Origin of the sequence: Vibrio metschnikovii CIP 69.14, assembly GCF_000176155.1 — a bacterium.
GTDB lineage: Bacteria > Pseudomonadota > Gammaproteobacteria > Enterobacterales > Vibrionaceae > Vibrio > Vibrio metschnikovii.
On the sequence record NZ_ACZO01000009.1, the window covers coordinates 41,003 to 55,031 of the forward strand.

A 14,029-nucleotide genomic window follows, 5' to 3' on the forward strand; every position below is an offset into this window, starting at 1 on the left:
CATTTCATCCTATCGGCAATTGAATAATAAACTCGGCACCGCGGCCGTTAGGTTGTCGGTACATGACACTGCCTCCGAGTTGTTGACAGATTTCCTGAGTAATCGCGAGCCCAAGCCCGGTTCCAGGTAGTTTGCGGGTGTCGCTACTGTCAGCTTGAGAAAAACGTTGAAATAGTCGGTCTTCAAATTCAGGCGCGACACCTTGACCACGATCGCGTACCAGAATGTGGATATTGGTATCCTGTTGTTGCACCTTGATGGTTATCGCTTCGCCTTGTGGAGAAAATTTAATGGCATTTGAGAGTAGGTTACTCAATGCTTGAATCAAACGCTGCCCATCAACGTTGACTTGTACGGCGGGCCAGCTTCCAGAGCATTGCAATACAACATTATGCTGCTGAGCATAACTGCTTAAGGAATCGATGGTTTCATCCAGTAAAGGACCAAGAGGTTGTTTTAAAAAGGTCATCGGCATTTTGCCTGCAACCAATTTTTCCATATCGAGCAAATCATTAATTAATGTCGTTAAGCGTTGAGCATTACGCTCAGCAGTGACTAATAGGGCTTGTGCTTTATCAGAAATGGATCCAACCGCTCCTCCGGCAAGTAAATTGAGTGAACCTTTGATTGATGTTAGCGGCGTTCGAAGTTCGTGGCTGATCGTTGAGATAAATTGGTCTTTCATTTTATCAAGCTTACGGCGCTCGGTAATATCTTCAATTAATGACCAAATCACGGTGCGACCATCTTGTTCTTTGCTTAACATGCCTTGTAAGCGAACGGGATAGCGACTGCCATCTTTACGAATGTATTCTTTTTCAAACGGACCGTAGCGTCCTGTGGTGTTCAAGTTGGCGAGTGCTTGCTCTTCGAGAGATTGATATTCTTGAGGCGTAATATCCCAATAGCTAAGGGCGATAAACTCTTCGCGAGTATAGTCTGTAGGGGCAATTAGTGCGTTATTCAGATCCAGAAACTGGCCCGTTTCGAAATCGTTAAGTGCGATACCAATCGGTGAGAAATCGAATAAACTGCGTAATCTCGCCTCATTTCTTTCGGTGGTTTGGCGCGCTTGTTCTTGCTCGTGGATATCGTGTAAATAGCCGTGCCATAATACACTGCCATCGCTTAATCTTTCTGGCTTGGCTTGCCCAGCAAACCAGCGGTAATCTTGACCTTGGTAGCGGACTCGATAAGTCGCTTGCCAATATTCTAAAGTATTCGCGGAATGCTCAATAGAGTCACTGATCGCTTGCAAATCGTCAGGATGGATTCGTTCAAAAGCTGGGCTAGCATCTTGCGCGGCTTGTTCAGGTGTAATGCCATAGAGATCGAGAATTTGTGGTGAGCTAAAAGGGAAGGTAATTTTACCACTAGCAAAGCGTTGAAATTGATAGACGACGCCAGGAAGTTGGGCGGTTAACTTACCAAGTCGCTCATTACTGAGCTCCTCGGCTTGAATTAATGCTTCAACGGTGGCGGCCAAATCTTTGAGCATCGAACGCTGCTTGCTTGAAAATGATTGCGGCTGGCTATCAATTAAACAGAGTGTGCCAATCCGATAACCTTTGGTTGAGTGTAATGGAGCACCAGCATAAAAACGAATATCAGGAGCGCCCATGACCAAGGGATTATCGCAAAATCGTTGATCCACCAGTGCATTTTCAATCACAAATATCTCACTATTTAAAATAGCGTGGCCACAAAATGAAATCTCTCTTGGGGTTTGCTGTGCATCAAGCCCTTGACGAGATTTAAACCATTGACGATCTCGGTCAACCAGAGAGATGAGTGCGATCGGGACAGAAAAAATCTGCTGCGCGAGACGCGTAATACGATCAAAGCGAGCTTCGGAGCCACTGTTGAGTAAGCCGGTTTTATCCAGTGTTTTCTGACGTTCGCTTTCTTCCTCAGGAAGGGGTGGTACTTGCATTAGTCATCCTTAATCATTCGAGCTCGTATCTGGCGTTGCTAAGCAAACTCGATTTCGTCCCCGGTTTTTGGCCAGATATAACGCTTGATCGGCACGGTTGAGCAGCGTTTCGGCGTCATCGTTAGGAAATTGCTGACTATCGACAATACCTGCTGATATTGTGCAGGAAAATTGTTGCTGGCCACCGCTAAATTGAATCGCTGAAAAATCCTGTCTTAAGCCATTCACCATTTTTTCTGCCTGCTGAAGATCACAATGGAGAAGAATCAGCATAAACTCCTCACCTCCGTAGCGACCGAGCTTATCTGTACGGCGAAAGCGTTGTTTTAATAAAGTTCCCGTCGTGGCAATAACCACATCACCGACCGAATGGCCATAGGTATCGTTAACCCGTTTAAAGTGGTCAATATCGAGCATAACCACACAATAACCTTGCGCTTGCCTTTGAGATATAAGCCACTGATTATGTAGCGCTTCTTTAATGCTGGCGTGCTTTAATAGCTGAGTTAATCCATCTTGAGTTTGTGCTTGTTCTCGTTCACGGAGTTGCTGTACTCGAGCTCGACACAGTTTGATCAGCAGGGTGATATCGATAGGTTTAGTTAATAATCCATCGGCACCAGTGATTAACGGATCGGCTTGTAGATGGGTTGTTGAATGAGGGGCAAGATAAATAATCGGCAATTGACGCCAGCGGTCGGTCTGTCTTAATAAAGTGGCTATTTCTACTCCCGAGACATCAGGAAACCCAAGACTGATCAACACGATTTCAGGATTAAATTCACTCATTGCTTCAAACAAGGTTTCTGGTCGCTCGAGTACCATCACTTCCATTCCCGCTTCGCCTAATGCGGTTTGGTAATCTTGTGCTAGGCCTTGGTTGTCTTCAATCAGTAGAACGCGTTCAGGAGCGGTTTGCTCGGTGTTAGTCAGTTCAATAATATAAGAAGAAAGTTTAATGATATCTAATGGTTTAATAAAATAGGCTTGTCCACCACTACGTAGCGCTCGCAAACGAGCGGTAAAGGTTTCTTCGACGCCCATAAATAGTCGTGGACAGGAAAAGGCGTTGAGATATTGCTGCCAAAAAGCGACCGGATCGGACTTGAGCGCTTCTGTTTGTCCTGCGTTATGATCAATCAAAAGTAAATCTGGCGACTCAGAAGTGTGATGCTCAAGTTCATCAGCATCTTTTAAGTGCTTAACACGAAAGCCAAAGCTTTCTAGTTGCTGCATGGTGTATTCGGCGAGGATGATATCGCGTTCAATTAACCACACCTTTGGTTTTTCGATGAGCGTCTCAGCGTTAGGTGTCGAAAAACTCACCGCGGTTTTGGGTTCTGTATCTGAATCAACGATGAGCGCTAGTTGTTTGACCCATTCGAGAACAGCTAAGGGCTGTCGGTCGGTATGTTTTTTTGCCAGCTCTTGTTGGACTTGTTGCTCAAATAATCGCGCTTGTCGACCCAGTTGATTAAAACCAAAGGTGCCTGCCGAGCCAGCTAGGGTATGTAGCGTTGAATGCAACTGTTCAAGATAGGCCGTATCATTAGGCTTACTGGTTATCTGTTTGGCGAGAAATCGAAGCTGTTCCAGTTCGGAATCGAGGCGTTTTGAATAGGCAAGCTTTAAGGCTTCTAAGCGAGTAGTTAGCGAGCTCGGCGGTGATGAGTTACTCATTAAATAATGCCCAAATTTTGATGATATCGTCAGCCAGTGTCATTGGATCGAAAGGTTTAGAAATGACCTCTATCGCGCCAAGCTGTTTATAACGTTCAATTTCCTCAGGGTGGACTTTCGCGGTCATAAATACAATAGCAATGGATTGATTGACATCTCCCTGCTGGATCAGCCTCTGTAGTGTTTCTGGCCCATCCATATCGGGCATCATGACATCTAATAGCAGCATTTGTGGGGCAAAGTCGTTAATGTCCCGTAAAGCTTGTGCGCCTGAATCACAAGCTTTTACCGTCAGGCCTCCAACATCGACTAGCGCAATGGTGGCAATTTCGCGGATATCTGGATCGTCTTCGACATACAAAATGCGTTCAAGTTTTTGCAAAAAGAGCCTCCTCACGGTTTAGCTTATGCTTTGATTGCATCCGCTTCTTTTTACTGGTTTAGATGAGTCGATAAAATAGCTTTTTCATATTTTCCGAGCTAATGATCTTTGCGTGTTTATTATCATCATGACTTTGTTGGGTTTTGGCTACAGAGTGTATTGTTTTACGTGTAATATAATTATCCTAGACGTCTATGTCGCTGGTTGCCAATCTCAAGAAAAGATTTGTCGGTTTTCTTGAGTGATTGACGTCACGTTGCTGTATTAAGGCCGTTCGTCAACAGATATAGGCGAGAAGTTCATCACGCTAGCGGCGTCATTTTTTATATCAGTTAATCGAGTAATGCACATGATTCATATTATTACCGGAAGTACCTTGGGTGGGGCTGAGTACGTAGGCGATCACATTAGCGATGTACTGCAGCAAGCGGGGCTTGATACTCAGATTCATAACCAGCCCGTATTGGCGGATATTCCAGCGCAAGGCACATGGCTTATTGTAACCTCAACTCATGGTGCTGGGGATTATCCTGATAATATTCAGCCTTTTATTAATGATCTTCAGCAAACGCCCCCTAATACTCAGCAGTTGTCTTACGCGGTGGTTGCGATTGGTGATTCAAGCTATGACACCTTTTGTGCGGCGGGAAAACACGCTGATGATTTATTGGAAGACATTGGCGCAACACCGATTGCAGATTGCTTAACGATTGATATTCAGCACCATCCTGTGCCTGAAGATGCGGTTGAGGAATGGTTAAGTGAATTCATTCAGCGTGTGGCGAAGTAACCTGAACGTGTAAAGTAAGTTAGTCGGCGGATTGAACGTGCGCGCATTTACGATTCGCGCATAAGTGTTTAGTGCCGCTGGCAAATTTTTTCTCTACCAGTAACGGAAAGCCACAAGCTTGGCATTGCCCTATTACCGGCGGCTGATTGACGGCGAACTTACATTTTGGGAAAGCATCACAAGCATAAAAGGTTTTTCCAAACCGCGATTGACGTTCAATCAGATGGCCTTGGCGACATTCTGGACAAACCAAGTGACTAGTATGGTCTTCTTTTGGTGTGTTGGCGGTTGGTGACTCGATATGGTGACAGATTGGATAATTGCTGCAACCGATGAACATGCCGTAGCGTCCTTGGCGTAGCACCAGTTCATGTTGACACTCTGGGCAAGCGACACCGAGTGGTTTGACAATATGTCCATCGTTGTGATGCAAGGGTTTGATATAGTCACAGTGGGGGTAGTGCTCACAGCCTAAGAATGGGCCAAGTTTAGCGCGGCGAAGCCGTAAGGCTCCACCACACTTGGGGCATGGCTGATGGTTAAGGGCTTGTTCGTGAGCCGAAAATAACGATGGATCGATCGAATTGCTCATAGTGGCTTAATGTAAAATACCTTGTTCTTTGCTGTACAGTAGCTCTTCCATCAAGGTATAGGCATTTTCATTGCCGGGAACATTAAACAGCACCATTAAGATGATCCATTTTAGGTCATCAAGTTCGAATTCGTTGGTTTCTAAGCCCATGACTCGATCAATAACCATTTCTCTGGTATCAGAGGTTAATACTTTTATTTGCTCTAAAAACAGTAAGAATCCACGTGCTTCGATGTCCAAACGTTCCATTTCTTGGGTGGTAAACATTCGCATCGACGTGGTTGCGCTGGTGGCGATGGCAGAGTGAGCATCCGTTTGTTGCAACGCTGCCAGCTCTTCGAGCCAATGTAGTGCTTTGTAAATATCTGGTTGATGAAAGCCTGCTCTTAACAATTCATCTTCGAGCTCGTCTTGATCCACCTGCAATTCAGCATCGCTATGGATATACGTCTCAAATAGATACATCAAAATATCCATCATCATAGCTTGCCTCTCCCCTTACGAATATAGCCACCGGAAACGGCAACAACATGGCCTAAAAGCTCTAACTCTAGTAGCTGCATCATGACTTCTTGCACGGGGATATGGGTCCGTTGTGCCAGAATATCAACTGGTGTCGCTTCTACTCCTACGTTAGCTAACAGCTCGGGAAATGGCAATTGTTCTTCATCATTTGGGCAAGAAAAAAGTTCACCTTGTGTGGTAGAGGGTGAATCTTTGCACCAATTGAGCAGGTTTTCTACTTCTGCCAAAATATCCTCAACAGTCTGTACGAGACAGGCACCTTGACGGATCAACTGATTACTGCCCTGGCTATTGGCACTCGTGATCGGGCCGGGAATCACAAAAACGTCTCGCCCTTGCTCTATTGCATAGCGAGCGGTGATTAATGAGCCACTTTTTTCAGCGGCTTCTACAACCAACACCCCAAGAGATAAGCCACTGATAATGCGATTGCGTCGTGGAAAATGTTCGGCACGCGGTGGCGTATTAGGCCGAAACTCAGAAATTAATGCCCCATTATCTTTGATCCGCTCCGCAAGCGTTTTATGCCGTGTGGGATAAATACAATTTAGTCCAGATCCCAATACTGCGAGGGTTGCTCCCCCAGCTTTCAGCGCCCCATCATGCGCATAACCATCAATACCTAAAGCCAGTCCACTGGTGATCACTATATCGTGCGCGGCTAATTCACCGGCAAATTGTTGAGCGATGTGTTGATTATCAATCGTCGCATTACGACTGCCGACAATAGCGATTTGAGGTTGTTTTAACCAGTGCCGTTGTCCTTCAACAAACAGTACTTTGGGGGGAGAGGGAATTTCACGCAATAACGGAGGATAATTGACTTCATCATAGAGAGGGATGATATGACGCTGTGCAGCTTGTTGTTGCCACATCAAACACTGTTCAATGTCTTGCTTGGCTTGGCCAAGTAGATAATCCACTTGTTGATCGGTTAATCCCAGAGCCAACCATTGTTGGGCGGTGTAACCCGCAAGGTTAGTCAATGCATCACGACTCAGTAATCGGCTTAAGTTTTTTTGGGTTAACTTAGGCGTAAAACTGAGTGCGAGCCACATGGCTAAATCGCGTTGGTCGGTTGGCATCACTGTGCTATTGGTGAAGTGAGCTGAACGTCGATGTCGCGGTATCCGATACTTCGGGAGGTAGGATCAATACCTGATTATCAATCGCGGCTTGGCTACTGGTGATCAGCGCTAGACTCATGGTGGGATAAGGACGAATGACCATGAGAGTACCGATTTTTTTCGCTGGTAACGTAATTGCTTTGCTAGCACGCTGTGCTATATCGCTATATTGCTCTCCTTTTTGGTAAACCGTTTGGCCGACTTGATAAAGTTCAAACATACTGCCTTGTTCTAGACCCTCTTGTTGTCCATGGTCGATGACCACCACATGGTGTTTCGCTGCATATTGACTGCCTTCCAACGTGCCGAGTAATCTAGGGCGTGCATCACGTGGTGCTGGGTTAGGGAAAAAAGTCGTGCTTAATGGTAATGACTCCAAGCTGATTTCTGGCAAAGCGATATCGTTTGCACGGATCTCTTGATTGAGCTCATCAATGGCTAAGGTTGTCATTGAGGGAGTGCTTTCAACCTGATGTGCGGTCGCCAAGCGACGTAGGGCTCGCATAGAGTGATTGGCGCGTTGAAACTCGTTCATGGGACGATAGATACCCCAATGTTGCGCCTCATGTTGACCTTCAAGGTATAGCGCATCCGGTTGACTCAGGTATTGCTTGCCTTGATTTGAGCCAAGAATGCGTAACTGGTCGTTTAACTCTTGGGAGGGAATCAGTCTATCAGCCAGTAAGTAAGGCAGTAGTAACGCTTCTTCGACCGTTGTGAGGGGCGGTTTTTCGAGTACTCGTGCTTGTGGGCTGAGTTTTATCATCGGTTTGAGGCTTAATGTCGGTTGACTGTCGCGCCAGATTAATGTCAGTTGATCGCCAGGATAAATTAAATGCGGATTATTTATCTCAGGATTTGCTTGCCACAGACGTGGCCATAACCAAGGGCTATCTAAATACAGGGCAGAAATATCCCACAGTGTATCGCCTTTAACAACCGTATAAGTCCGTGGTGCTGAGTCTTTGATGCTTAACGGAGCAGGAGAGGCTAATGCATTGATGGATAAACAGACAATGGCTAAACCTAGTGCGCTAAACCGTAACCACAGAGAGCGATATTGAGTCATTAATACGGTCATCACCTGACTTCCTTGCTGGATGAATGAGAAAAGGTTTGTGAGAAATATGGCAGGATGCTGTCATTTAGGTCATAAAATGTCTAGAATTGACCCAACCAGCGTTAAGCTGTTTCGGCACAGTTCAATTTTTCGAGTGTATATGTCTGTATTACAAGTATTAACATTCCCTGATGATCGTCTTCGCACCGTTGCCAAGCCGGTTGAAAAGGTCACGCCAGAGATCCAAAAAATCGTTGATGACATGCTAGAAACCATGTACGACGAAGAGGGTATCGGGCTTGCTGCGACTCAAGTCGATATTCATCAACGTATTGTGGTGATTGATGTTTCGGATAGCCGAGATCAACCCATGGTGCTAATTAACCCGCAAATTATTGAAAAGCGCGGTGAAGATGGTATCGAAGAAGGTTGCTTATCGGTGCCTGGATCGCGAGCTTTAGTGCCTCGTGCTGCTGAGGTGACTGTAAAAGCGCTTAATCGCGATGGCGAAGAGTATACCTTTGAGGCTGATGATTTATTGGCTATCTGCGTTCAGCATGAGCTGGACCACTTAGAAGGTAAGCTATTTGTTGATTACTTATCGCCATTAAAGCGTAAGCGTATCAAAGAGAAGTTAGAAAAGATTAAGCGTTTCAACGAGAAACGAAATTAATGCAATAGAGAGGTCAGCGTGAACCAATCATTACGTATTGTGTTTGCAGGAACTCCGGATTTCGCCGCCCGTCACTTGGCGGCGTTGTTGTCTTCGGAGCATGAGGTTATCGCGGTTTATACTCCGCCCGATCGACCTGCCGGACGCGGTAAAAAACTCACCGCCAGCCCAGTTAAACAGATGGCGCTTGAGCAAAATATCCCTGTGTATCAGCCAGAGAATTTCAAAAGCGACGAAGCAAAACAGACCTTGGCTGATCTTAATGCCGATGTGATGGTAGTGGTGGCTTACAGTTTGTTATTACCGAAAGCTGTGCTTGATATCCCTAAATTGGGTTGTATTAATGTTCATGGCTCAATTTTACCTCGCTGGCGTGGCGCAGCGCCGATTCAGCGCTCGATTTGGGCCGGTGACAGTGAAACTGGCGTCACCATCATGCAGATGGATGTTGGTTTAGATACCGGTGATATGCTGAGTATCGTTCGCTTACCGATAGAAGCCAGTGATACCAGCGCTTCAATGTATGACAAATTAGCTGAGCTTGGCCCACAGGCTTTGGTTGCTTGCCTTGATAAATTAGCTTTAGGCCAACTTAGCCCAGAAAAGCAAGACGATGCTTTGGCAAATTACGCCCAGAAGCTGAGTAAAGAAGAAGCGAAAATCGATTGGACACAAGAGGCGGCGTTTATTGAACGCTGCGTGCGAGCGTTCAATCCTTGGCCGATCAGTCATTTTGATGTCGCTGATAACACGATTAAAGTCTGGCAAAGCCGTGTCGATGAGCGCGAGTCTACTCATGCCCCCGGTACCATTATTCAAGCGGATAAATCGGGCATTTATGTGGCGACAGGCCGTGGTGTGTTAGTGCTAGAGCAAATCCAAGTGCCGGGTAAAAAAGCCATGCCAGTACAAGATATTCTTAATGCTCGCGCCAGTTGGTTTGCGGTGGGCACCCAACTTAGCTAAACCTTTACGAGGGCAGAGATGCCCTAATTGATTTTCTTTTTAATGTGGTATTACTCATGAATGTTCGCGCAGCTGCGGCCAATGTTTTATTCCAAGTGGTCGATAAAGGTCACTCTCTGTCACACGCTTTGCCTGCGGCGCAAAAAACCATCCGTCCCCGCGATCATGCTTTATTACAAGAGATTTGCTACGGGGCATTACGTTATTTGCCTCGTTTAGAGTCGATAGCCGGCCAGTTAATGGATAATCCATTAAAAGGTAAAAAGCGCGTCTTTCATCATCTGATCTTAGTCGGTTTGTATCAGTTGAGCTATATGCGTATTCCTTCCCATGCCGCAGTGGCGGAAACGGTGGAAGCCACCAAAACTTTGCGTGGTCCAAGTTTAAGTGGTCTGATAAATGCCGTACTGCGCAGCTATTTACGCGATCAAGAAGCCCTTGATGCTTTTGCTGTTAGCCATAATGCAGGATTATATGCGCACCCAAGTTGGTTATTGAAACTACTGCAAGAGGCTTATCCTCAGCAATGGCAAACCATCATTGAAGCCAACAATAGTAAAGCACCGATGTGGCTGCGGGTTAATCGCCAGCATCATAGCCGTGAAGCATACCTTGCGCTGCTCGATAATGAGCAGATCGAATACACCGTACATCCACAGGCGGCAGACGCGATTAAGCTCGCGAGTCCGTGTGATGTTACTTTATTGCCCGGTTTTGATCGTGGTTGGGTGTCAGTGCAAGATGCCGCCGCTCAGTTAGCAATAGATTATTTACAACCGCAAGATGGTGAGCTGATTTTAGATTGCTGCGCGGCACCGGGCGGAAAAACAGCGCATATTTTAGAGCATACTCAAGATACTGAAGTAGTGGCGATCGACAGCGATGCGGCACGTTTGGAGCGAGTCTACGATAATTTAGAACGTCTGCAACTGCGCGCGGATGTGATTTGCGGCGATGCACGCTACCCAGAAGAGTGGTGGCAAGGTGAGCAGTTTGATCGTATCTTGCTCGATGCGCCTTGTTCGGCAACGGGAGTGATTCGTCGTCATCCGGATATTAAATGGTTACGCCGCGCCAGTGATATTGAGGCTTTAGCTGAGCTACAGAGTGAAATTCTCGATGCGATGTGGAAGCAACTTAAAATCGGCGGCACTTTAGTCTACGCAACGTGCTCAATTACTCCGCAAGAAAACAGCCAGCAAATCAAAGCTTTCTTGGCGCGAACGCCTAAGGCACAGCTGATCGACTCTGATCCCGAGCAGCCGGGCAGACAAATTTTGCCTGGTGAGCAGGACATGGACGGCTTCTACTATGCGGTGTTGCGCAAGCAAGCCTAGTCATAGATAGAGGCTAGCGGCTGTTGAGCGTTAATTAATACAATTAGCGCTTAATTTTTATCATCCGTTGGATTACGTGAAGACAAGAGAGTAGGGTATGAAAATCATCATTCTTGGGGCAGGGCAGGTCGGTGGCACGCTAGCAGAAAACTTGGTCGGCGAAAATAATGATATTACCGTTGTTGACCGTAATCCCGAACGGTTGCGTGAATTACAAGATAAATACGATTTGCGAGTGATTAATGGCCATGCTAGCCATCCGAGTGTGCTACGTGAAGCGGGTGCACAAGATGCCGATATGTTAGTGGCCGTGACCAATACAGATGAAACGAATATGGCTGCCTGCCAAGTCGCGTTTACTTTATTTAACACCCCAAATCGAGTGGCGCGGATTCGTTCTCCAGAATACCTACTAGAAAAAGAGGCACTGTTTCAATCGGGCGCGGTGCCTGTTGATCATCTGATCGCTCCAGAAGAGCTGGTAACCAGTTATATTGAGCGTTTAGTTCAGTATCCCGGTGCGTTGCAGGTAGTCAGTTTTGCCGAAGAAAAAGTCAGCTTAGTGGCGGTAAAAGCCTATTATGGCGGCCCGTTAGTGGGCAATGCATTATCGGCATTACGCGAGCATATGCCACATATTGATACTCGTGTGGCGGCGATTTTTAGACAAGGTAGACCGATTCGACCGCAAGGTACGACGATCATTGAAGCTGACGATGAAGTTTTTTTCGTCGCTGCGAGCAACCACATTCGTGCAGTCATGAGTGAGCTACAACGGTTAGAAAAACCGTATAGACGGATCATGATTGTTGGTGGCGGTAATATTGGCGCGAGTCTAGCCAAACGTTTAGAACATACCTATAGCGTGAAACTTATCGAGCGTAATTATCAACGGGCGGAGCAACTGTCTGAAGAGCTCGAAAACACGATTGTATTTTGTGGCGATGCGGCGGATCAAGAGCTATTGTCGGAAGAAAATATCGATCAAGTCGATGTGTTTATTGCCCTAACCAACGAAGATGAAACCAATATTATGTCCGCCATGCTAGCAAAACGCATGGGCGCGAAAAAAGTCATGGTGTTGATTCAGCGTGGTGCTTACGTCGATTTAGTGCAAGGTGGGGTAATTGATGTGGCGATCTCGCCTCAACAAGCGACCATCTCGGCGTTATTGACCCATGTGCGTCGTGCTGACATTGTCAACGTCTCTTCGTTACGGCGCGGCGCAGCAGAAGCGATTGAAGCGATTGCTCACGGTGATGAAACTACTTCTAAAGTGGTCGGACGCACGGTGGGAGAAATACGCTTGCCACCGGGAACGACCATTGGAGCGATTGTCCGTGGTGAAGAAGTGCTGATTGCCCATGATCGCACCGTGATTGAACAAGATGATCACGTGGTGATGTTCTTGGTCGATAAAAAATACGTGCCTGACGTGGAAAGCTTATTCCAGCCAAGCCCCTTCTTTTTATAACTATTCTTTCTGTAACTATAGGTATTTGGCGTTATGTTGAATATACGCCCGATTTTATTCGTGGTAGGGCTGGTACTGTCAAAGCTAGCGCTATTTATGTATGTCCCGACATTGGTGGCCTTTTTTACTGGCACTGAAGGGTTTATCGATTTTGCGCAAGCGCTAGTGATCACCCATCTTGCGTCGTTTGCTTGTTTGAGTATAGGCCGCTCCGCTGTATTTCGTCTGAATGCCCGAGATATGTTTTTGATCACCAGCTTGGTTTGGACGATTGCCAGTGCCTTTGCGGCATTACCGTTTGTGTTCATCAACCACATCAGCTTTACCGACGCTTATTTTGAAACCATGTCAGGTCTCACTACCACGGGTTCTACGGTGCTCAGTGGCTTGGATTCTATGGCCCCGAGCATTCTACTCTGGCGCTCCATTTTACAATGGCTAGGCGGCGTCGGTTTTATCGTCATGGCGGTAGCAGTATTGCCAATGCTTAACGTTGGCGGGATGCGTCTGTTCCAGACTGAATCATCCGATTGGTCTGATAAAAGTAGCCCTCGCGCTAAAACGGTAGCGAAAAATATTGTCGGGGTTTACTTGGTGCTAACCGGACTGTGTATCCTCAGCTACTTATTGACGGGCATGGGATGGTTTGATGCTATTAATCATGCGTTCACGACTTTATCGACCGGTGGTTACTCAACCTCTGATGGCTCAATGAACCATTTTTCTCATGGGGCTCACTGGGTCGCGATCGTGTTTATGTTTTTGGGTGGGTTGCCTTTCCTATTATTTATTGCCGCCCTTCGTAAGCGTAGCCTACAAACGGTCATTCAAGATGCCCAAGTACGCGGCTTTTTCCTATTATTTATGATCACCAGTTTAGTGATTGCGCTATGGCTAACCATACATAATGGCTACTCGTTATTAGATGCACTGCGCGTGGCGATGTTCAATATTGTCTCGGTAGTGACCACCACAGGATTTGGACTGGATGATTTTACGGCGTGGGGGGCCTTCCCTGCGACGTTATTCGCTTTTTTGATGGTCTCAGGGGCGTGCTCCGGATCCACCTCTGGGGGGATAAAAGTCTTTCGTTTTCAAATCGGCTTTGCCTTGCTCAATAAACAAATGCTGAAACTGGTTCATCCGTCGGGTGTGTTTGTACAGCGCTATAATCAACGGCCGGTTAACGAAGATATTGTGCGTTCCGTCGTCGCCTTTGGTTTGGCATTTTTTATTACCATTATTTTGCTTGCTGGTGCGTTATCGGCGATGGGGTTGGATGCCGTAACCAGTATTTCTGGAGCGATCACGGCCGTCGCGAATGTGGGTCCAGGTATGGGCAATGTGATTGGCCCAAGTGGCAATTTTGCCCCGTTACCCGATGCGGCGAAGTGGCTGCTCAGTATTGGTATGCTGATGGGGCGATTGGAAATATTGACGATTTTAGTGCTATTTTTTCCCGCTTTTTGGCGACGGTAGAGGAGTCTATC

Annotated in this window: 13 protein-coding genes; 6 read left to right on the forward strand and 7 right to left on the reverse strand. The window is 46.6% G+C overall.

Annotated elements, in window-relative coordinates; translation table 11 throughout:
- Positions 1–4: 4 nt before the first annotated feature.
- From VIB_RS16515 to VIB_RS16525, 3 genes are read right to left on the reverse strand one after another with little or no spacing between them, the layout of a single operon-like run.
- The gene (locus tag VIB_RS16515) at positions 5–1,933 is read right to left on the reverse strand and encodes an ATP-binding protein (protein WP_004397554.1); all 1,929 of its coding nucleotides are present in this window, start codon (positions 1,931–1,933) and stop codon (positions 5–7) included.
- Between the two features lie 9 nt (positions 1,934–1,942).
- Entirely contained in the window at positions 1,943–3,613 is a 1,671-nt protein-coding gene (locus tag VIB_RS16520) for a diguanylate cyclase (RefSeq protein WP_004397557.1), read from the reverse strand.
- Complete coding sequence (locus VIB_RS16525) at positions 3,606–3,995, reverse strand: response regulator (RefSeq protein WP_004397559.1); 390 nt, start codon at positions 3,993–3,995, stop codon at positions 3,606–3,608. Before VIB_RS16525 ends, VIB_RS16520 begins: the two co-directional genes overlap by 8 nt.
- A 349-nt stretch (positions 3,996–4,344) precedes the next feature.
- On the opposite strand from VIB_RS16525, the gene mioC reads away from it, so the two are divergent.
- Positions 4,345–4,785, forward strand: coding sequence for an FMN-binding protein MioC (mioC, locus tag VIB_RS16530; RefSeq protein ID WP_040905787.1), 441 nt, complete (start codon positions 4,345–4,347; stop codon positions 4,783–4,785).
- Positions 4,786–4,804: 19 nt separating this feature from the next.
- Here mioC and VIB_RS16535 read toward each other — a convergent pair whose 3' ends face one another.
- From VIB_RS16535 to VIB_RS16550, 4 genes are read right to left on the reverse strand one after another with little or no spacing between them, the layout of a single operon-like run.
- Positions 4,805–5,377, reverse strand: coding sequence for a DNA topoisomerase family protein (locus VIB_RS16535; RefSeq protein WP_040905790.1), 573 nt, complete (start codon positions 5,375–5,377; stop codon positions 4,805–4,807).
- 6 nt (positions 5,378–5,383) lie between these two features.
- Positions 5,384–5,860 (reverse strand): DUF494 family protein, encoded by a 477-nt coding sequence (locus tag VIB_RS16540; RefSeq protein ID WP_004397561.1) that lies wholly within the window; start codon positions 5,858–5,860, stop codon positions 5,384–5,386.
- Entirely contained in the window at positions 5,857–6,987 is a 1,131-nt protein-coding gene (dprA, locus tag VIB_RS16545; protein ID WP_040905793.1) for a DNA-processing protein DprA, read from the reverse strand. Before dprA ends, VIB_RS16540 begins: the two co-directional genes overlap by 4 nt.
- A 7-nt stretch (positions 6,988–6,994) precedes the next feature.
- Positions 6,995–8,110 (reverse strand): LysM peptidoglycan-binding domain-containing protein, encoded by a 1,116-nt coding sequence (locus tag VIB_RS16550; protein ID WP_004397565.1) that lies wholly within the window; start codon positions 8,108–8,110, stop codon positions 6,995–6,997.
- 139 nt (positions 8,111–8,249) lie between these two features.
- Here VIB_RS16550 and def point away from each other — a divergent pair, with 139 nt between their 5' ends.
- The 5 genes from def (at position 8,250) to VIB_RS16575 (ending at position 14,018) form a co-directional block, all read left to right on the forward strand.
- Complete coding sequence (def, locus tag VIB_RS16555; protein WP_004397567.1) at positions 8,250–8,762, forward strand: peptide deformylase; 513 nt, start codon at positions 8,250–8,252, stop codon at positions 8,760–8,762.
- 18 nt (positions 8,763–8,780) lie between these two features.
- Positions 8,781–9,728, forward strand: coding sequence for a methionyl-tRNA formyltransferase (gene fmt, locus VIB_RS16560; RefSeq protein ID WP_040905798.1), 948 nt, complete (start codon positions 8,781–8,783; stop codon positions 9,726–9,728).
- A 56-nt stretch (positions 9,729–9,784) separates the two neighbouring features.
- Positions 9,785–11,065, forward strand: a complete 1,281-nt coding sequence (gene rsmB / locus VIB_RS16565) for a 16S rRNA (cytosine(967)-C(5))-methyltransferase RsmB (protein WP_004397571.1) — start codon at positions 9,785–9,787, stop codon at positions 11,063–11,065.
- 97 nt (positions 11,066–11,162) lie between these two features.
- Positions 11,163–12,539 (forward strand): Trk system potassium transporter TrkA, encoded by a 1,377-nt coding sequence (trkA, locus tag VIB_RS16570; RefSeq protein ID WP_004397573.1) that lies wholly within the window; start codon positions 11,163–11,165, stop codon positions 12,537–12,539.
- A gap of 33 nt (positions 12,540–12,572) precedes the next feature.
- A complete protein-coding gene (locus VIB_RS16575; RefSeq protein ID WP_004397575.1) occupies positions 12,573–14,018 on the forward strand; it encodes a TrkH family potassium uptake protein in 1,446 nt (481 codons plus the stop codon).
- Positions 14,019–14,029: the final 11 nt, after the last annotated feature.

Excerpts from the sequence above, each read along its gene's own strand:
- def (WP_004397567.1), top strand. The coding sequence starts at position 8,250 with ATGTCTGTATTACAAGTATTAACATTCCCTGATGATCGTCTTCGCACC.
- VIB_RS16575 (WP_004397575.1), top strand. The coding sequence starts at position 12,573 with ATGTTGAATATACGCCCGATTTTATTCGTGGTAGGGCTGGTACTGTCA.
- VIB_RS16540 (WP_004397561.1), bottom strand. The coding sequence starts at position 5,860 with ATGATGATGGATATTTTGATGTATCTATTTGAGACGTATATCCATAGC.
- VIB_RS16550 (WP_004397565.1), bottom strand. The coding sequence starts at position 8,110 with ATGACCGTATTAATGACTCAATATCGCTCTCTGTGGTTACGGTTTAGC.
- rsmB (WP_004397571.1), top strand. The coding sequence starts at position 9,785 with ATGAATGTTCGCGCAGCTGCGGCCAATGTTTTATTCCAAGTGGTCGAT.
- mioC (WP_040905787.1), top strand. The coding sequence starts at position 4,345 with ATGATTCATATTATTACCGGAAGTACCTTGGGTGGGGCTGAGTACGTA.
- trkA (WP_004397573.1), top strand. The coding sequence starts at position 11,163 with ATGAAAATCATCATTCTTGGGGCAGGGCAGGTCGGTGGCACGCTAGCA.
- VIB_RS16520 (WP_004397557.1), bottom strand. The coding sequence starts at position 3,613 with ATGAGTAACTCATCACCGCCGAGCTCGCTAACTACTCGCTTAGAAGCC.
- dprA (WP_040905793.1), bottom strand. The coding sequence starts at position 6,987 with ATGCCAACCGACCAACGCGATTTAGCCATGTGGCTCGCACTCAGTTTT.
- VIB_RS16515 (WP_004397554.1), bottom strand. The coding sequence starts at position 1,933 with ATGCAAGTACCACCCCTTCCTGAGGAAGAAAGCGAACGTCAGAAAACA.
- VIB_RS16535 (WP_040905790.1), bottom strand. The coding sequence starts at position 5,377 with ATGAGCAATTCGATCGATCCATCGTTATTTTCGGCTCACGAACAAGCC.